The organism is Streptomyces sp. NPDC058646 (genome assembly GCF_042716875.1).
GTDB lineage: Bacteria > Actinomycetota > Actinomycetes > Streptomycetales > Streptomycetaceae > Streptomyces.
On sequence record NZ_JBHXRK010000010.1, the window covers coordinates 82569 to 99310 of the forward strand.

19 protein-coding genes are annotated in these 16742 nt (G+C 72.7%); 12 read left to right on the forward strand and 7 right to left on the reverse strand.

What is annotated here, in order from left to right; translation table 11 throughout:
* Nucleotides 1-137 precede the first annotated feature (137 nt).
* On the reverse strand, nucleotides 138-1097 hold the full coding sequence (locus ACFWUZ_RS14550) for a hypothetical protein (RefSeq protein ID WP_384371926.1): 960 nt from the start codon (nucleotides 1095-1097) through the stop codon (nucleotides 138-140).
* An 86-nt stretch (nucleotides 1098-1183) separates the two neighbouring features.
* Here ACFWUZ_RS14550 and dapE point away from each other — a divergent pair, with 86 nt between their 5' ends.
* Both dapE and ACFWUZ_RS14560 read left to right on the forward strand, forming a co-directional pair.
* On the forward strand, nucleotides 1184-2263 hold the full coding sequence (gene dapE, locus ACFWUZ_RS14555) for a succinyl-diaminopimelate desuccinylase (protein WP_384371928.1): 1080 nt from the start codon (nucleotides 1184-1186) through the stop codon (nucleotides 2261-2263).
* A gap of 64 nt (nucleotides 2264-2327) precedes the next feature.
* Nucleotides 2328-3095, forward strand: coding sequence for a TIGR00730 family Rossman fold protein (locus tag ACFWUZ_RS14560; RefSeq protein ID WP_384371930.1), 768 nt, complete (start codon nucleotides 2328-2330; stop codon nucleotides 3093-3095).
* Nucleotides 3096-3155: 60 nt separating this feature from the next.
* On the opposite strand, the gene folP is transcribed toward ACFWUZ_RS14560, so the two are convergent.
* Nucleotides 3156-4016, reverse strand: a complete 861-nt coding sequence (gene folP, locus ACFWUZ_RS14565) for a dihydropteroate synthase (protein ID WP_384371932.1) — start codon at nucleotides 4014-4016, stop codon at nucleotides 3156-3158.
* A gap of 76 nt (nucleotides 4017-4092) precedes the next feature.
* On the opposite strand from folP, the gene ACFWUZ_RS14570 reads away from it, so the two are divergent.
* A complete protein-coding gene (locus ACFWUZ_RS14570) occupies nucleotides 4093-4503 on the forward strand; it encodes a DivIVA domain-containing protein (protein ID WP_384371934.1) in 411 nt (136 codons plus the stop codon).
* On the forward strand, nucleotides 4500-5087 hold the full coding sequence (locus tag ACFWUZ_RS14575; protein ID WP_384371936.1) for a DNA-3-methyladenine glycosylase I: 588 nt from the start codon (nucleotides 4500-4502) through the stop codon (nucleotides 5085-5087). Before ACFWUZ_RS14570 ends, ACFWUZ_RS14575 begins: the two co-directional genes overlap by 4 nt.
* 61 nt (nucleotides 5088-5148) lie before the next feature.
* Here ACFWUZ_RS14575 and ACFWUZ_RS14580 read toward each other — a convergent pair whose 3' ends face one another.
* Entirely contained in the window at nucleotides 5149-5952 is an 804-nt protein-coding gene (locus ACFWUZ_RS14580; RefSeq protein WP_384371938.1) for an enoyl-CoA hydratase/isomerase family protein, read from the reverse strand.
* 332 nt (nucleotides 5953-6284) lie between these two features.
* Between ACFWUZ_RS14580 and ACFWUZ_RS14585 the strand changes: the two genes are divergently transcribed.
* Nucleotides 6285-6452, forward strand: a complete 168-nt coding sequence (locus tag ACFWUZ_RS14585) for a DUF3117 domain-containing protein (protein WP_003966491.1) — start codon at nucleotides 6285-6287, stop codon at nucleotides 6450-6452.
* A 183-nt stretch (nucleotides 6453-6635) separates the two neighbouring features.
* Nucleotides 6636-7253: a hypothetical protein gene (locus ACFWUZ_RS14590; RefSeq protein ID WP_384371940.1), complete on the forward strand. Its 618-nt coding sequence runs from the start codon at nucleotides 6636-6638 to the stop codon at nucleotides 7251-7253.
* A gap of 71 nt (nucleotides 7254-7324) precedes the next feature.
* Here the strand turns inward: ACFWUZ_RS14590 and ACFWUZ_RS14595 are convergent, their stop codons facing one another.
* On the reverse strand, nucleotides 7325-7987 hold the full coding sequence (locus tag ACFWUZ_RS14595; RefSeq protein WP_030385883.1) for an O-methyltransferase: 663 nt from the start codon (nucleotides 7985-7987) through the stop codon (nucleotides 7325-7327).
* A 179-nt stretch (nucleotides 7988-8166) separates the two neighbouring features.
* On the opposite strand from ACFWUZ_RS14595, the gene sigE reads away from it, so the two are divergent.
* The 5 genes from sigE to ACFWUZ_RS14620 all read left to right on the forward strand — a co-directional run bounded on the left by sigE (nucleotide 8167) and on the right by ACFWUZ_RS14620 (nucleotide 12484).
* Nucleotides 8167-8946, forward strand: a complete 780-nt coding sequence (gene sigE / locus ACFWUZ_RS14600; protein WP_384371942.1) for an RNA polymerase sigma factor SigE — start codon at nucleotides 8167-8169, stop codon at nucleotides 8944-8946.
* Nucleotides 8943-9599, forward strand: coding sequence for a zf-HC2 domain-containing protein (locus ACFWUZ_RS14605; protein ID WP_384371944.1), 657 nt, complete (start codon nucleotides 8943-8945; stop codon nucleotides 9597-9599). Before sigE ends, ACFWUZ_RS14605 begins: the two co-directional genes overlap by 4 nt.
* A gap of 54 nt (nucleotides 9600-9653) precedes the next feature.
* Nucleotides 9654-11048: a trypsin-like peptidase domain-containing protein gene (locus ACFWUZ_RS14610; protein ID WP_384371946.1), complete on the forward strand. Its 1395-nt coding sequence runs from the start codon at nucleotides 9654-9656 to the stop codon at nucleotides 11046-11048.
* 117 nt (nucleotides 11049-11165) lie between these two features.
* A complete protein-coding gene (locus tag ACFWUZ_RS14615) occupies nucleotides 11166-11606 on the forward strand; it encodes a sec-independent translocase (RefSeq protein ID WP_384371948.1) in 441 nt (146 codons plus the stop codon).
* Between the two features lie 143 nt (nucleotides 11607-11749).
* On the forward strand, nucleotides 11750-12484 hold the full coding sequence (locus tag ACFWUZ_RS14620) for a hypothetical protein (RefSeq protein WP_384371950.1): 735 nt from the start codon (nucleotides 11750-11752) through the stop codon (nucleotides 12482-12484).
* Between the two features lie 114 nt (nucleotides 12485-12598).
* Here ACFWUZ_RS14620 and ACFWUZ_RS14625 read toward each other — a convergent pair whose 3' ends face one another.
* The 3 genes from ACFWUZ_RS14625 to ACFWUZ_RS14635 form a co-directional block, all read right to left on the reverse strand.
* Nucleotides 12599-13765, reverse strand: coding sequence for an Mrp/NBP35 family ATP-binding protein (locus ACFWUZ_RS14625; RefSeq protein ID WP_384371952.1), 1167 nt, complete (start codon nucleotides 13763-13765; stop codon nucleotides 12599-12601).
* 42 nt (nucleotides 13766-13807) lie between these two features.
* On the reverse strand, nucleotides 13808-14314 hold the full coding sequence (locus ACFWUZ_RS14630) for a DUF1003 domain-containing protein (RefSeq protein ID WP_384372220.1): 507 nt from the start codon (nucleotides 14312-14314) through the stop codon (nucleotides 13808-13810).
* Between the two features lie 163 nt (nucleotides 14315-14477).
* Nucleotides 14478-15749 carry a magnesium transporter MgtE N-terminal domain-containing protein gene (locus ACFWUZ_RS14635; protein ID WP_384371954.1) on the reverse strand — a complete coding sequence of 424 codons (1272 nt, stop codon included), beginning with the start codon at nucleotides 15747-15749 and terminating at the stop codon, nucleotides 14478-14480.
* 178 nt (nucleotides 15750-15927) lie between these two features.
* Between ACFWUZ_RS14635 and ACFWUZ_RS14640 the strand changes: the two genes are divergently transcribed.
* Entirely contained in the window at nucleotides 15928-16737 is an 810-nt protein-coding gene (locus tag ACFWUZ_RS14640) for a hypothetical protein (RefSeq protein ID WP_384371956.1), read from the forward strand.
* Nucleotides 16738-16742 lie beyond the last annotated feature (5 nt).

The window sequence follows — 16742 nt, forward strand, 5'->3', positions numbered from 1 at the left end:
CCACCAGGGCTTCCTTGCCCGGACGGCCCTCCGGGCCCGGCGGTCCGGTCACCCCCGCAGGAGTGACCGCTCGTACGCGTGGCCGGTCCCGGCCCACCAGCGTGTCGCCGGGGCGCGCGGGAGCCCGCGCGGAGGCCTCAGCGGGCCACGAAGATCCGTACCTCGCCGTCAGCGGCGTCGTGCGCATCACCGGCACCGGACGTGCCGGCGCCACCCTTCGGCTGCCACTTGCCCCGGGCCCTGCCGCCGGTCCAGCCCCCGTCCCCGTACGAGACCCGGGCGATGCCCAGCTCGTGGGACCGGGCCACCGCCCAGTGCGCCATCGCCCGGCCACGGCGCGCCTCGTCGGGTCCGCCGTCCCGCTCCAGCCGGAGGTTGATCTCGGGCTCCGGGACCCCGGCCCGCCCCGTCGTGCCGTCCGGGGCCCCGCCGGGGCTGCCGGCCGGGGCGCCCAGCGCCTGCTTGCCGAAGGCCCGCACCAGCTCCGCCCTGACCTCCTCCGGGTCACCGCGCAGCGGGGCCGGGCCCGAGCAGAACAGCACACCGCCCCCGCCGAAGGCAGACGTCAGCACCGTCGCGTCCGGCTCGTGCTTCGCGTACGCCTGCGGGTACCCGCTGCGCTGCACCTTCTGTGCGGCCACCGTCAGCGGCAGCCGCGAGTACCCCGGGACGTCGACGAGGTGGTCGTAGAAGATCCCGGCCGAGTACACCGGGTCCGTGATCTGCTCCGGGGTGCCCCAGCCCTGCGAGGGCCGCTGCTGGAAGAGGCCCAGCGAGTCACGGTCGCCGTGGTCGAGGTTGCGCAGCGAGGACTCCTGCATCGCGGTCGCCAGCGCGATGGTCACCGCCCGCTCCGGCAGCCCCTTGGCGATGCCGACGGCGGCTATCGTGGCCGCGTTCGCCGCCTGTTCGGGGGTCATCTCGTACTTCTGCCGGCTGTCGGCGCCCCCGGTGGCCGTGCAGTACGGCGCTCCGGCACCGCCGTTGGAGTCCCGTTGGACGGCGAAGTAGCCGATCACCGCGAGCAGCACGAGGAAACCGACGGCCGTACGGAGCGGCCTGCGACGACGGGGGCGGGGATGACGGGTCTCGGACACGCGGCCCACCGTACTTGAGGCATATGAAGCATCCACCGGCCGGACGAACGGGCTGTGTCCCATCCCGCCGGGTTAGGGTCGGTTCCATGCCCGAATCCGAGCTGGACCTCACCCTGGACGCCGCCGAGCTGACCGCCCGGCTCGTCGACATTCCTTCCGTGAGCGGCGACGAGAAGGTACTCGCCGACCTCGTGGAACACGCCCTGCGTGCCCTGCCGCACCTCACCGTGGACCGCTACGGCAACAACGTGGTGGCCCGTACGCACCTCGGCCGTGCCGAGCGCGTCGTACTCGCCGGCCACCTCGACACCGTGCCGATCGCCGACAACGTGCCGTCCCGCCTCGACGAGAACGGCGTCCTGTGGGGCTGCGGCACGACCGACATGAAGTCGGGGGTCGCCGTACAGCTGCGCATCGCGGCGACCGTGCCCGCACCCAACCGCGACCTCACCTTCGTCTTCTACGACCAGGAGGAGGTCGCCGCCGACCTGAACGGCCTCGGCAAGGTCGCCGAGGCCCACCCCGACTGGCTGACCGGCGACTTCGCGGTGCTCCTGGAGCCCTCGAACGCCGAGGTCGAGGGCGGCTGCCAGGGCACCCTGCGCGTCCTGCTGCGCACGGCCGGCGAGCGCGCCCACTCCGCGCGCAGCTGGATGGGCTCCAACGCCATCCACACGGCCGGACCGATCCTGGCCAGGCTGGCGGCGTACGAGCCCCGCAAGCCGGTCATCGACGGCCTGGAGTACCACGAGGGCCTCAACGCCGTCCGGATCGAGGGCGGCGTCGCCAACAACGTGATTCCCGACGCCTGCACGGTGACGGTCAACTTCCGTTACGCCCCCGACCGCAGCGAGGCCGAAGCGCTGGCCCACGTACGGGAGGTCTTCGCGGACTGCGACATCGCCGAGTTCGTCGTCGACGACTCCTCCGGCGGCGCCCTCCCGGGCCTCTCCCACCCGGCGGCCGCGGCGTTCATGGAGGCGGTCGGCGGCCGCGCCATGCCGAAGTTCGGCTGGACGGACGTCTCCCGCTTCAGCGGGCTGGGCGTACCGGCGGTCAACTACGGCCCGGGCGACGCCCTGCTGGCCCACAAGGTCGACGAGCGGGTCGGGACGAAGGCGATCCTGCACTGCGAGGAACGACTCCGTGCCTGGCTGACCGCCTGAATTCCGCTTCCCGTCACCTTCCTGCGCCTAACCTGATCCAACGATCAGCAGGAGGGAGCACATCATGGGCAACCACGGCATTCCCGACGGTTCCGCTCGTCGTCGGCCCGAGGAGCAGCAGCTCGGGCCGGTGCTGAGGAGGCGGAGCCAGGTGCAGGCGGGCAGTACGACGGACCAGCGGCTGCTGGACTCCGCCGGTCCCTCCGAGTGGGTGCACACCGATCCCTGGCGGGTCCTGCGCATCCAGTCGGAGTTCATCGAGGGCTTCGGCACGCTCGCCGAGCTGCCGCCCGCGATCAGCGTGTTCGGCTCGGCCCGCACCCCGGCGGGGACGCCCGAGTACGAGGCGGGCGAGCGGATCGGCGCCGCGCTGGTCGACGCCGGCTTCGCGGTGATCACCGGCGGCGGGCCGGGCGCCATGGAGGCGGCCAACAAGGGTGCGCGCGAGGCCGGCGGCATCTCGGTCGGCCTCGGCATCGAGCTGCCCTTCGAGCAGGGGCTCAACCAGCACGTGGACCTCGGGCTGAACTTCCGGTACTTCTTCGTCCGCAAGACGATGTTCGTCAAGTACAGCCAGGGGTTCGTCGTGCTGCCGGGCGGCCTCGGCACGCTGGACGAGATGTTCGAGGCGCTGACCCTCGTCCAGACGCAGAAGATCACCCGCTTCCCGATCGTGCTGTTCGGCACGGAGTACTGGAGCGGGCTGATCGACTGGCTGCGCAACACGGTGATCGCGCAGGGCAAGGCCTCGGAGAAGGACCTCTACCTGTTCCACGTCACGGACGACGTGGACGAGGCGATCGCGCTGGTGACGAAGGAAGTCGGCAAGTAGGCGCCGGGCCCGGGTCCTTGCCGGCCCGGGCCTGTCGTCCCGGCGTCCGCCGCCGGGCGGTCAGGCCAGGCCGCGGCGGGCGACGGCGGGCGGGCGGTGGCCCTGGATGGAGGCCACCATGTCGAGGATCTGCTTCGTCTCCGCGACCTCGTGGACCCGGTAGACCTGCGCGCCCAGCCAGGCCGAGACGGCCGTCGTGGCCAGGGTCCCCAGCAGCCGCTCCTTGACCGGCCTGTCGAGGGTCTCGCCGACGAAGTCCTTGTTGGACAGGGAGACCAGCACGGGCCAGCCGGTGCCGGCCATCTCCGCCAGACGGCGGGTGGCCTCCAGTGAGTGCCGGGTGTTCTTCCCGAAGTCGTGCCCCGGGTCGATCATGATCGATTCGCGGGGGACCCCCAGGGCCGCGGCGCGCTCCGCCAGACCGACGGTGACCCGCAGGATGTCCGCCATCACGTCCTCGTACGCGATCCGGTGCGGCCGGGTACGCGGCTCCACGCCGCCCGCGTGGGTGCAGACCAGCCCGGCCCCGTACCGCGCGGCGACCTCCGCCAGCTTGGGGTCCACCCCGCCCCACGCGTCGTTCAGCACGTCGGCCCCGGCCTCGCACACCGCCTCGCCGACCTCGTGCCGCCAGGTGTCCACGCTGATCACGACGTCCGGGTGGCGGCGCCGGACCTCGGCCACGAAGCCGACCGTGCGCCGCGCCTCCTCGGCCGCGTCCACGTGCTCGCCCGGTCCCGCCTTGACCCCGCCGATGTCGATGATGGCGGCGCCCTCGGCGACCGCCTGCTCGACGCGGTCCAGGGCCGGCTCGTCGAGGAAGGTCGCGCCCTGGTCGTAGAAGGAGTCCGGCGTCCGGTTCACGATGGCCATGATCACCGGCTCGTGGGTCTCGAACTCGCGCCTGCCCAGTCGCAGCATCCTGCTCTTTCCTCCTTCGGCGGCCCTTGCGCCTCGCCTGCGACCTTAACCTGGTGGCCGGAGTCTCTCAGGGGAGTTGATCGTGTTCTTCTTCTTGATGATCGCGCTGGTCGTGGTCGTGGCGGCGGTCACCCTCGCGGTGATCGGCGGCGGTTCGGAGGCCGTCCTGCCGGAAGCGGAGCCGGACCGGGTGGCCGACGGGCTGCCGGAGAGCCGGCCCGTCGTACGCGCCGACATCGACGCGCTGCGGCTGCCGGTCGCCCCCCGCGGCTACCGCATGGCCGAGGTGGACGACGTACTGGAGCGGCTGGCGGCGGAGCTGGCCGAGCGCGACGCCCGGATCGCCCAGCTGACGGCCGGGACGGCCGGACCGCAGGACGCGGTGCCCGGGCACGCGGGACACGCCGGCCGCGAGGACCAGGCCGGCCCCGCGGACGACGGCGAGCCCGCCGACCAGGTCGACCTCACGAAGCACGGCGAGCGGTGAGCGTCGCGGTCGCGGGCCCGGACGGGGCCCTGCGCTGCCCGTGGGCGCTCTCCGCGGGGCCCACCGGGGAGTACGTCGTCTACCACGACACCGAGTGGGGCCGCCCGGTCCACGGCGACGACGCGCTGTACGAGCGGCTGTGCCTGGAGGCCTTCCAGTCGGGACTGTCGTGGATCACGATCCTGCGGCGGCGGGAGGGCTTCCGCAAAGCCTTCGCCTCGTTCGAGATCGCCGCGGTCGCGGAATTCGGGCCGGCGGACGCGGAGCGCCTCCTCGCCGACGAGGGGATCATCCGCAACCGCGCGAAGATCGAGGCGACCTTGGCCAACGCGAAGGTGCTCGCCGGCTGGGAGCCGGGCGAACTGGACACCCTGATCTGGTCGCACGCCCCGGAGGACCCCGGCCCGGCCCCGCGGAGCACCGCGGGCGTCCCCGCGGTCACGCCCGGGTCCGTCGCACTGGCCAAGGCCCTGAAGAAGGCGGGCATCCGCTTCGTCGGCCCCACCACCGCCTACGCCCTGATGCAGGCCTGCGGCCTGGTCAACGACCACCTCGCCGACTGCGCCTCCCGCGACCCGGCCTGAGCCGGGCCGCGGCAGCACGCGGGCGGGGGCCGGCGGGACCGCGAGCCCCGGACCCGCCGGCTCAGCGGCCGAGGTAGACCGGCGGCTGCTTCGCGAGGAAGGCCTGGACGGCGATGCCGTGGTCCTCGGAGGCCCCCGCACGGGTCTGGAGCACGTCCTCGCGCTCCAGCGCCTCCGGCAGGGTGCGGGAGGCGCCGTACGCCAGGGACTCCTTCAGCGCCGCGTAGGCCACCGTGGGGCCCGAGGCCAGGGCGCGGGCCACCGACTCCGCCTCCGCGTGCAGGGAGTCAGAAGGGACCAGGCGGTTGGCGATCCCCAGCTCGTACGCCTCCTGCGCCTTGACCGAGCGCGGGAAGAGCAGCAGGTCGGAGGCGCGCGAGGCGCCGATCAGGCGGGGCAGGGTCCAGGAGACCCCGGAGTCGGCGGTCAGTGCCACGCCCGCGAACGAGGTGGTGAAGGACGCGGTGTCGGCGACGACCCGGAAGTCCGCCGCCAGCGCGAAGCCGAAGCCCGCTCCGGCCGCGACGCCGTTCACCCCGGCGACCACCGGCTTGGGCATCTCCGTCAGGGCCCGGACGATCGGGTTGTAGTGCTCCGCCACGGTGGTCATGGTGAGCGAGGAGCCGCCCTCGCGGTCGGCCGCCAGGTTCCCGATGTGCTCCTTGAGGTCCTGGCCCACGCAGAAGGCCCGGTTGCCCGCCGCGGTCAGCAGGACGGCCCGCACCGCGGAGTCGGCGGCCGCCGCCCGGACCGCGTCGCGCAGCGCGACCTTGGCCTCCGTGTTCATGGCGTTCATCGCGTCCGGACGGTTGATCGTGATGGTGGCGAGTCCGTCGGTCACTTCGTAGAGCACGCTGTCGGCCATGGCAGGGGGTCCCCCTTCGTCGCGGCTTGGCTACCGGCCGGTACCGGCCGGTGCAAGGGCCAGCATGGCGGACCGGACGGGAACGGCACATGTGATGTGCGTCAAAGAAAGCGGATGCCATTCGCCAGGGGCAGCTGCGAAGTATCGCAGGCGGGTCCCCGAAATGAGTGGTTTTGGCCGAGCGCGTTGCGCAAGCGTTCCCGAGCGATGTTGGTCATCGGGTCCTGACATGCGGGATAATGGCTGGGAAGCAATGTGTTCGATGCCGGGTATTAGGCGCCTGAATGGGGCCGTCGGCTGACGATGAACTGGTTTCAGGAAGGGGAACGAGCATGGCGGCCATGAAGCCGCGGACGGGCGACGGCCCGCTCGAGGTCACCAAGGAGGGGCGGGGCATCGTCATGCGCGTACCGCTCGAGGGCGGCGGTCGGCTCGTCGTCGAGCTGACCCCGGACGAGGCGGACGCCCTGGGTGACGCCCTGAAGAAGGTCGTCGGCTGACCCCCCAGGGACGCTGACCGCACTTTCACAGATTTTCTGCGCTGCCCCGACCGCGACGAGCGGTCGGGGCAGCGTTGTGTCCGCCGGTGCCCGCCGCCCCGGCCGGCCTCCTGCCCCGCTGAACCGCTTCTGCCCGCCGAACCGCTTCTGCCCCGCCCTGCGCCCTTCATCCGGAGCCGTGACGTGACCTTCGCCCCGCCCGCGCCGCCCGCCTTCGCCGACTGCACCCCCCGCCAGAAGACGGCCCGGGTCGTCACCGACGTCCTGGCACCCGGGAACCTCGTCGTGGCCCTGCTCCTGCTGATCGGCTGGCACAGCACCGGGTCGTGGACCGGCCTCGGCTGGGGCGTGCTCGCCGCGGTGTTCTGCGGCGGGATACCGATCGGCATCATCCGGCTCGGCGTACGGCGCGGCTCACTGACCGACCAGCACATCCGGGTGCGCCGCCAGCGGCTCGTGCCGATGGGGCTCAGCCTGCTGTCCGTCGCCGCCGGCATCACCCTCGTCCACGCCTTCGGCGCCCCGGCCGACGTGAGCGCGCTGGTCGTCGCGATGCTCGTCGGCCTCGCGTCGTCCCTGCTGGTCACCCTCGGCTGGCAGATATCCCTCCACATGTCGGTGGCGGGCGGCACCGTGATGGTCCTGCTGATCGTCTTCGGTGCGCCGATGCTGCTCGCGGTCCCCTTCGCGGTGGCCGTCGGCTGGTCCCGCCTGGCCCTGCGGGCGCACACCGCCGCCCAGCTCCTCGCCGGCACCGCACTCGGCGGCACGACGGCCCTCACCTTCGCCCTGCTGCGCTGACACGGGGTCCCCGGGGGCGTACGGGCCTCAGCGCCGGACGGGGTGCGGGGGCGGGGGTGCGGCGTACGGGCTCAGCGCCGGACGGCGCACAGCAGGCCGTCGCCCACCGGGAGCAGCGCGGCCTCCAGCGCCGGGCTCTCCCGGACGCTGCGCAGCAGTTCGCGGACCCGGAGCACCTCCACGGGCTGGGCCGCGGAGTCGACCGTACGGCCGTCGGAGAAGACCCCCTCGAAGCAGACCAGTCCGCCCGGGCGCAGCAGCCGCAACGATTCGGCGAGGTAGTCGAGGGATTCGGAGGGGTCGCCGTCGCAGAAGACGAGGTCGTATCCGCCGTCGGCGAGCCGGGGCAGCACGTCGAGCGCGCGGCCGGGGATGAAGCGGGCGCGGTTGCCGGCGAAGCCGGCGGCGCGGAAGGCCTGGCGGGCGAAGGCCTGCCGGTCCGCCTCGGGGTCCACGGTGGTCAGCACCCCGTCGGGACGCATCCCGTGCAGGAGGTGGATGCCGGAGACGCCGGTTCCGGTGCCGATCTCGGCGACCGCCTTGGCGTCCGCGGTGGCGGCCAGCAGGCGCAGCGCGGCCCCGGTACCGGGGGAGACGGAGCGCAGGCCCGCTTCCCTGGACCGGTCGCGGGCCCATCGCAGAGCGTCGTCCTCGGCGACAAACGCGTCGGCGAACGCCCAGCTCGTCTGCCGGTTGCCGGTAATGACCCTCTCCTGTCCCCATAGTTGGCGCAACGGTGACTGTATCCGTTGACGTCGGGAACCCGCAGATGGGACCGGGCGTTGTGAAGGGTGGACGCGGGATAAGAAGGGACGGGGCCGGGCAGATCGGTGGCCCGGAGCCGCTCCGGAGCCTCATTGCCGTGCAAAGTTACTGCAAAAATACTTATCCGGAGCTGACGGAGGGGGTGGCTATGGTAGGGACTCCACTGGACACCACCAGAGCCGATAGGGGAGGTGCGGCTGCGCCTGTGGATCGTGGGGGCGTACTGAGACGCCTCTTCTGGTCGGCTGGTGAGCCGAAATCCGTGACCGACATTGCTGACCGCTTCCACACCGCAGACACCGCAACCACCGCGACCTTTGCCGCCGATGCGGGCTCCCAGGCGTGGACCCCTCCCTCGTGGGAGGAGATCGTCAGCACGCACAGTGCGCGGGTCTACCGCCTCGCCTACCGTCTGACGGGCAATCAGCATGACGCCGAGGACCTGACGCAGGAGGTCTTCGTCCGCGTCTTCCGCTCGCTGTCCACGTACACGCCCGGCACGTTCGAGGGCTGGCTGCACCGGATCACCACGAACCTGTTCCTGGACATGGTCCGCCGCAAGCAGCGGATCCGTTTCGACTCCCTCGCCGACGACGCCGCCGAGCGGCTGCCGAGCCGTGAGCCGTCCCCGCAGCAGGTGCTGCACGACACCCACTTCGACGCGGACGTCCAGCAGGCGCTGGACACCCTCGCGCCCGAGTTCCGCGCCGCCGTGGTGCTCTGTGACATCGAGGGTCTGTCGTACGAGGAGATCGCCGCCACGCTCGGCGTGAAGCTCGGCACCGTGCGCAGCCGTATCCATCGCGGTCGTTCGCACCTGCGCAAGGCGCTCAAGCACCGGTCTCCCGCGGCGCGTGCGGAGCAGCGCGCGCTGGCCGGGGTGGCCGTGGGCGCCCCGGGTGCCGGGGGAGAGGGCGGAGCCGAGTGAGCGGAGTCAGTTCTTCTCCCGCCGAACAGCACCTCGGCGACCGGCTGGCCGCCCTGGTGGACGGGGAGCTGAAGCACGACGCCCGCGAGCGGGTCCTGGCCCACCTGGCGACCTGTGCCAAGTGCAAGGCCGAGGCCGACGCGCAGCGCCGCCTGAAGACCATGTTCGTGGAGAGTGCGCCGCCGCCGCTGTCCGCGGGGCTGCTGGCGCGGCTCCAGGGACTGCCGGGCGCCGGACCCGAAGGCCCGTCCGGTCCCGCGGGGCGGTCCGGTCCGCCGGGTGCCGCGGGGCCCGACCCCCTCGCCTCCTTCGCGTACGCCCTTCCGGCGGCCGCCCGGCCGCAGCAGGAGGGCTTCCGGATCCACGAGGTGGGCCGTCCGCGCCGCCGTCTCGCCTTCGTCGCGGCCGGAGCCGTGTCGCTGGCCGCGCTCGCGCTCGGCGGCTCGCTGCCGCTGGAGGCCGTCGACCCGAACGCCCGGCGCGACTCCCCCGCTCCCGCCTCCCGCCCGGGCCCTGCGGTGTCCGTGGCCGATGCGGTCGTCCGCGACCGGCTGCCCACCCCCGGCGCCGTCCCCACCCTCCTCCCGCCCCCCTTGCCGCCGCTCCACCCCTCCCCGCCGGCCTCGGCCCGCCCGGTCTCACTCCTGCGCTGACCCGGGACCTGGTTGAATCTGCGGCACATGCGCATGAGTACGCGGGGAGCGCCCATGGCCGACAGGCAGCAGACCGATCCGGCTCCGTCCTGGTGGAGCCGGCCCGAGGGGCCGGCCGACCCCCACCGCGACGGGGTTCCGGCCCCGCGCCCGGAAGATGCCCGGGACCAGGGCGCCTCCCCGGCCCCTGACCCGGCCGGGGACCTCCCGCAGCAGCCGCGCGATGACCCGCAGCCGCGGGAGGACCCGCCCCCGTACGAGGACCCGTACCGCGGCGGGCCCGCCGGCGGGCCGCCCCGGTACGACCCCTGGAGCGACCAGCCCCTCCAGGCCGTGGACCGGGGCCGGCGGTCGCGTCCGGTCCGCCTCTGGCACGTGGTGTCCCTCGGCGCGGGCGTGGCCCTGCTCGCGGGCGGGATCGGCGGCTACGCGGGCGTCCTCGCCGAACGGCAGAGCAACACCCGGCTGGAGCTGCCCCAGGCCGCCGCCGCGGACCGGGGAAGGGCGCCGGAGAGCGTGGCGGGGATCGCGGCCACCGCCCTGCCCGGCGTGGTGACCCTGCACGTACGGGGCACCGCGGGCAGCGGTACGGGCACCGGCTTCGTGCTCGACCAGCAGGGCCACATCCTGACCAACAACCACGTGGTCGGCGACTCCAAGGACATAGCGGTCACCTTCAGCACGGGCGAGAGCGTCACCGCCGAGCTGGTCGGCCGGGACACCGGCTACGACCTGGCCGTCGTCAAGGTCAGCGGGGTGCGCGGGCTCCAGCCGCTGCGCCTCGGCAACTCCGAGAACGTCCAGGTCGGCGACCCGGTGGTGGCCATCGGCGCGCCCTTCGACCTGTCCAACACCGTCACCGCGGGCATCATCAGCGCCACCGGCCGGCCCGTCACCGCGGGCGGCGACAAGGGCGACGGCAGCGACATCAGCTACGTGGACGCCCTCCAGACCGACGCCCCGATCAACCCCGGGAACTCCGGGGGCCCGCTGCTGGACTCCTCGGCCCGGGTGGTCGGCATCAACAGCGCGATCCGCGGAGCCGACAAGGGCGACCCCACCCGCCAGGGCGGCAGCATCGGTCTGGGCTTCGCCATCCCCATCAACCAGGGCAAGCGCGTCGCCGAGGAGCTGATCCGCACCGGCCGGGCCACCCATCCCGTCATCGGCGTCACCCTCGACATGCAGTACACGGGCGACGGGGCACGGGTGGACGGGAAGGGCGAGGACGGCAAGCCCTCCGTGGTCACGGACGGGCCGGGAGCCCGCGCGGGGATCCGGCCCGGGGATGTGATCACCAAGGTGGACGGCCAGCGGGTGCACGGCGGGGACGAGCTGATCATCAAGATCCGGGCCCACCGGCCGGGGGACCGCATGACCCTCACCGTGCTCCGCGAGGGCCGGGAGCGCACGCTGGAGGTGGTCCTCGGATCGGCGAACGGCTCGTGAGCACTCCATGACGGGCGGGTGAATCCGCTGCCGAGCCGGTACGCAGGTAGGGGCCCGTGGACCAGGCCGGGTACCGTGTGTCCGGGCCCGAAGTGAAGAGAGCCGAGGAGCGGCAAGGTGTTCAACGACATAGGCGCACTCGAACTGGTCACGATCGTGGTGCTCGCCATTCTCATCTTCGGCCCGGAAAAGCTGCCCAAGGTCATTCAGGACATCACGGGTGTGATCCGGAAGATCCGTGCGTTCTCCGACAGCGCCAAGCAGGACATCCGTTCCGAACTCGGCCCGGAATTCAAGGATTTCGAGTTCGAGGACCTGAATCCGAAGACCTTCATCCGCAAGCAGCTGGGCGAGAACGAGGACCTCAAGGAGATCCGCAGCAGCTTCGATCTCCGCAAGGAGCTGAACGACGTCACCGACGCCGTGAACAGCAAGGAGACGGAGCCGGCGCCCGCCTCCGCGGGCTCCGCGCCCGCCGCCGGCGCGCCCTCCGCGGGCCCGGACCTCGTGAAGAAGCCCGCGGCCCCGACCGCGCGCTTCGACGCCGACGCCACCTGAGCGCACCACGCGGCCTGCCCGGCGAACCCGGGTCGGATGGCTATCCTCCATGAGTCCGGATCCAGGACGCCCGAGGACGGGGGTCCCCCCAGCGAAGTGTGGGGGAGGGCCGCTTCGGACCCACGGAACGAGAGGCCGCTCAGATGGAGACGACGAGCAGTAGCCGGGTAGGCGCGCAGCCCGCGGAAGCCGCCGCTCCCGGTGACGCACCCGCGCAGGAACAGCAGACCGCCCCGCAGGACGACGCGCAGCCCCAGGAGGCCACTGCGTCCGTCCCGGTGGCCCGCCGGACGGCGGAGGGGTACCTGAGGGCCGAATTCCCCTGGTACGGCCTGGACGGGGCCTTCACCGGCCCCCGGTGGCTCATGCAGGTCGGCGTCGGCGCCGACGGCACGGTGGAGCACGGTTCGACCGGCCACGGTGACGAGCCCTCCGCCCGTGGCGAGATCGCCACCGGCGAGAAGGAGCGCTTCGCCGTGGTCGTCACGGTGGCGAGCAACCCGCTGCGCCGCAGCGGCGACGGCACCGGGGTCCTGGAGGCCACCTCGGTCTCCTCGGCGGCCTGGCTCGCCGGCTCCGGGCTGCTGGCCTACAGCTGGCCCGGCCAGATGGACCACTCCCTGCGCAGCGACTGGCTCGACCAGCAGACCGAGGCCGCCTGGGAGCTCGCGGACGACCTCGGCGGCGAGGACTGGTCGACGCTGTCGCTGCCCGTCGACGGGGAGCCGACGCCCTTCCACTACCGCGAGTCGGAGTTCGGCTGGGTGCTCGCCGGTTCCACCGGCAGCGGGGTCCACCTGGGTGCGTACGGGCGCGGCATGAGCGCCTACGGCCTCGGCTTCTCGGTCATCGCCGACCTGGCGGCGTACGAGGGCTAGCGGACCCGGATCCGGCCGCACCGGAGCCGGCCGGCCCCCGGAGCACGCGTACGGCCGGGAACACGCGAAGGGCGCCGCTCGTCGAGCGGCGCCCTTCGCGCGGGTGACGGCGGATCAGAACTTGTTGCGCGGGGTGATGCCCAGCGACATGCCCGACAGGCCGCGCGCGCGGCCGCCCAGCTTGCCCGCGATCGCCCGCAGCGCCGCGCCCGCCGGCGAGTCCGGGTCGGACAGGACCACGGGCTTGCCGTCGTCGCCGCCCTCGCGCAGCCGGACGTCGATCGGGATCGAGCCCAGCACCGGCACGCTCGCTCCGACCGTCTTGGTCAGGCCGTCGGCGACCTTCTGGCCGCCGCCCGAGCCGAAGACGTCCACCATCTCGTCGCAGTGCGGGCACGGCAGGCCCGACATGTTCTCGACGACACCGACGATCTTCTGGTGGGTCTGTACGGCGATCGACCCGGCCCGCTCCGCGACCTCCGCCGCGGCCTGCTGCGGGGTGGTCACGACCAGGATCTCGGCGTTCGGCACCAGCTGGGCCACGGAGATCGCGATGTCGCCGGTGCCCGGCGGCAGGTCCAGCAGCAGTACGTCCAGGTCGCCCCAGAACACGTCGGCCAGGAACTGCTGGAGCGCCCGGTGCAGCATCGGACCGCGCCACACCACCGGAGCGTTGCCCGGGGTGAACATGCCGATGGAGATGACCTTCACGCCGTGCGAGGACGGCGGCATGATCATGTTCTCGACCTGGGTCGGGCGGCCCTCGACGCCCAGCATCCGCGGCACGCTGTGGCCGTAGATGTCCGCGTCGACCACGCCGACCTTCAGGCCGTCCGCGGCCATCGCCGCGGCCAGGTTGACCGTCACCGAGGACTTGCCGACGCCGCCCTTGCCGGAGGCCACCGCGTACACGCGGGTCAGCGAGCCCGGCTTGGCGAAGGGCACCTCGCGCTCGGCGGTGCCGCCGCGCAGGGTGGCCGCCAGGTCCTTGCGCTGCTCGTCGCTCATCACGTCCAGGGTGACGGTGACCGAGGTGACGCCCGCGACGCGCTCCACGGCCTCGGTGACGTTCTTGGTGATGGTCTCGCGCATGGGGCAGCCCGACACGGTGAGGTAGACCGTGACGGCGACCGCGCCGCCGTCACCGATCTCCACCGATTTGACCATGCCGAGTTCGGTGATCGGCCGGTGGATCTCGGGGTCGTTCACCGTCGCCAGCGCGTCGAGGATCGCGTCCTGCTCGGGCACGGCGGCGGCGTCGGAGGATGTGTCGGTAGCCATGCCCCGATGGTACGGCTCGGTAGCATGCCGCGGGGCAGCCTGCTAACGGTCGGCTTCGTCACTCTCGACCGGGAATAGACGGCGCTCGTCCATCTCCTTGATCAGATCCTGGAACTCGGACCTGATCCAGTCGCGCGTCGCCACCTCGCCCAGGCCCATCCGCAGGGCCGCGATCTCCCTCGTCAGGTACTCGGTGTCCGCGATGGAGCGCTCGTTCTGCTTGCGGTCCTGCTCCAGGTTGACCCGGTCCCGGTCGTCCTGCCGGTTCTGCGCGAGCAGGATCAGCGGGGCCGCGTAGGAGGCCTGGAGCGACAGCATCAGCGTCAGGAAGATGAAGGGGTACTGGTCGAACCTCAGATCGTCCGGCGCGAAGATGTTCCACAGCACCCAGAGGATGATGACCAGGGTCATCCAGACGATGAACCGGCCCGTGCCGAGGAAACGCGCGACCCGCTCCGAGAGCCGCCCGAAGGCCTCCGGGTCGTACTCCGGCAGCAGCGACCGGCGCGGGGCCCGCGGCTGGTCCAGGCGGACCCGCGAACGCGTCAGCGCGCTCGACCCGCCGCCCTGGCCGGACTTCCCGGGCCGCTCCCCGAAACGTTCCGCCGCCTCCGTCGCCAGCCCGTGTTCGCGCGCCTGCAGCCGGGCCTGCTCGCGCCGCTCCCGGATCTGCTCCCGGCGCCGCTCGCGGGCCTGCTCGCCGCGCCCCCGCTCAGTACCCACCGACGGCCTCCTCGGAATGGAAGTCCCGCTCCCGCCAGTCGTCGGGCAGCAGGTGGTCCAGTACGTCGTCCACCGTCACCGCGCCGAGCAGCGAGCCGCTCTCGTCCACCACCGGCACCGCCACCATGTTGTACGCGGCGAGGTGCGTGGTCACCGCCGGCAGCGAGGCGTCGGGCCGCAGCGGCGGCAGGTCCGTGTCCACGATGGAGCTGACCAGCGTGAACGGCGGGTCCCGCAGCAGCCGCTGGAAGTGGACCGTGCCCAGGTACTTGCCGGTCGGCGTCTCGTCCGGCGGCCGGCACACGTACACCTGCGCCGCCAGCGCGGGCGACAGGTCCGCCTGCCGTACGCGGGCCAGCGCGTCCGCGACCGTCGCGTCCGGCCGCAGCACGATCGGCTCGGTCGTCATCAGGCCGCCCGCGGTGTTCTCCTCGTACGACAGCAGGCGGCGCACGTCGGCCGCGTCGTCCGGCTGCATCAGCGTCAGCAGCCGCTCCTTGTCGTCCTCCGGCAGCTCCGAGAGCAGGTCGGCCGCGTCGTCCGGGTCCATCGCCTCCAGGACGTCGGCGGCGCGCTCCTCCTTCAGCTTGCCGAGGATCTCCACCTGCTCGTCCTCCGGCAGCTCCTCCATGACGTCCGCGAGCCGGTCGTCGTCGAGGGCACTGGCCACCTCGGCCCGCCGCTTGGGGGTCAGGTGGTGCAGGACGTTCGCCACGTCGGCCGGACGCATCTGCTCGAAGGTGGCCACCAGGTTCTCGGCGCCCTGTCCGTGCTCCTCGAGCGAGAAGCCGGTCACGGCCGACCACTCGACGGTCAGGGTCTCGCCGCGCCGGCGCAGCGCACCCGACTTGCCCTTCCGTACGAAGATCCGGTCGATCTCCCAGTCCCGGCGGGCCGGCAGCTGCTGGATGGCCACGTCCAGGACGGTGACCTCCTCGCCGTCCGCGACGAGCTTCACCCGCCGGTCCAGCAGTTCGCCGAGGACCAGCCGCTCGGTGGGCCGCTGTTCGAAGCGGCGCATGTTGACGACGCCGGTCGTGATGACCTGACCGGACTCCACGCCCGTGACCCGGGTCATCGGCAGGAAGATCCGGCGCCGGCTCACCACCTCGACCACGAGCCCCAGCAGACGCGGCGGGCGCCCGCCCACGCGCAGCATCGCGACGAGGTCGCGGACCCGGCCCACCTGATCACCGTTGGGGTCGAAAACGGGCACACCCGACAGATGCGAGACGAAGATCCGCGGGGCGCCTGCAGCCATCCGAGCGCCTCCTAGAGCGTCAATCGACAGTTGTGCCGGCCCTCAGGCTAGCCCCTGCCCGGGGAAGGCGTCCTGGTGGGGCGGTCCGCCCGGGTCCCTACGGGGGGCCTGCGGCGGGCCGCCTACGGGCGGGTACGCTGCCTGCTGCCCCCAGCAGTCCGACGAGAGGCATCCGCCCGTGACCGCCTACTTCCCCGCCCTGCGGATGCGCCGGGCAGCCTTCATCGGCGCACTGTGCGCGGGCCTCGCCGTCACCGGCACCGCCTGTGGGGGGAAGGACCCCGACGAGGGCACCAACGGGGTCGGCAAGCTCTCCGCGGACAAGATCGAGGAGAAGGCGAGGACGGCCGCCACGGAAGCCGACTCGGTCCACCTGTCCGGCACGCTCGTCACCGGCGGCAAGACCTTCACCCTCGACATGCGCCTGAAGTCGGACGGCGGCTCCGGCGAGGTGAAGTCGCAGGAGGACACCTTCCAGCTGCTGCGGGTGGGGGAGCAGCTGTACCTGAAGGCGAGCGCCGCCTTCTGGGGGCAGTCCGACTCCGCGGGCAAGCTCGGCGACAAGTACGTGAAGGTGCCCGAGGCCGACCCCTCGTACAAGCAGTTCCGCGGCTTCACCGACATGGACGTCCTGCTGGACGGGCTGCTCGGCCTCGACGGCAAACTGGCGAAGGGCCCCTACACCAAGGTCGGCCACACCCGCGCCGTCCAGGTCACGGCGGACGCGGGCAAGGGCGGCAGGCTGTCGGTGTCCCTGGAGGGGACCCCGTACCCGCTCCTGATGGAGCGGGCCGGCGGCGCCGGGCGCGTCGAACTCGCGGAGTGGGGACAGGCCTTCCCGCTGGACCCGCCCGCGCAGGACCAGACGGTCGACTACGGTTCCCAGCTGCCGACGACCAAGGGCCAGGGCGGCGGCTCCGCGCCGGCGTCCCCGTCCGGATCCGCGTCCAAGGGGTCCGGGCAGGGCTCGAACCCCACCACGCCCTGAGGCCC

Coding starts and splice junctions, on each gene's coding strand:
- dapE (WP_384371928.1), top strand. CDS start 1,184: ATGCCCGAATCCGAGCTGGACCTCACCCTGGACGCCGCCGAGCTGACC.
- ACFWUZ_RS14560 (WP_384371930.1), top strand. CDS start 2,328: ATGGGCAACCACGGCATTCCCGACGGTTCCGCTCGTCGTCGGCCCGAG.
- folP (WP_384371932.1), bottom strand. CDS start 4,016: ATGCTGCGACTGGGCAGGCGCGAGTTCGAGACCCACGAGCCGGTGATC.
- ACFWUZ_RS14580 (WP_384371938.1), bottom strand. CDS start 5,952: ATGGCCGACAGCGTGCTCTACGAAGTGACCGACGGACTCGCCACCATC.
- ACFWUZ_RS14585 (WP_003966491.1), top strand. CDS start 6,285: ATGGCGGCCATGAAGCCGCGGACGGGCGACGGCCCGCTCGAGGTCACC.
- sigE (WP_384371942.1), top strand. CDS start 8,167: ATGGTAGGGACTCCACTGGACACCACCAGAGCCGATAGGGGAGGTGCG.
- ACFWUZ_RS14610 (WP_384371946.1), top strand. CDS start 9,654: ATGGCCGACAGGCAGCAGACCGATCCGGCTCCGTCCTGGTGGAGCCGG.
- ACFWUZ_RS14620 (WP_384371950.1), top strand. CDS start 11,750: ATGGAGACGACGAGCAGTAGCCGGGTAGGCGCGCAGCCCGCGGAAGCC.
- ACFWUZ_RS14625 (WP_384371952.1), bottom strand. CDS start 13,765: ATGGCTACCGACACATCCTCCGACGCCGCCGCCGTGCCCGAGCAGGAC.
- ACFWUZ_RS14635 (WP_384371954.1), bottom strand. CDS start 15,749: ATGGCTGCAGGCGCCCCGCGGATCTTCGTCTCGCATCTGTCGGGTGTG.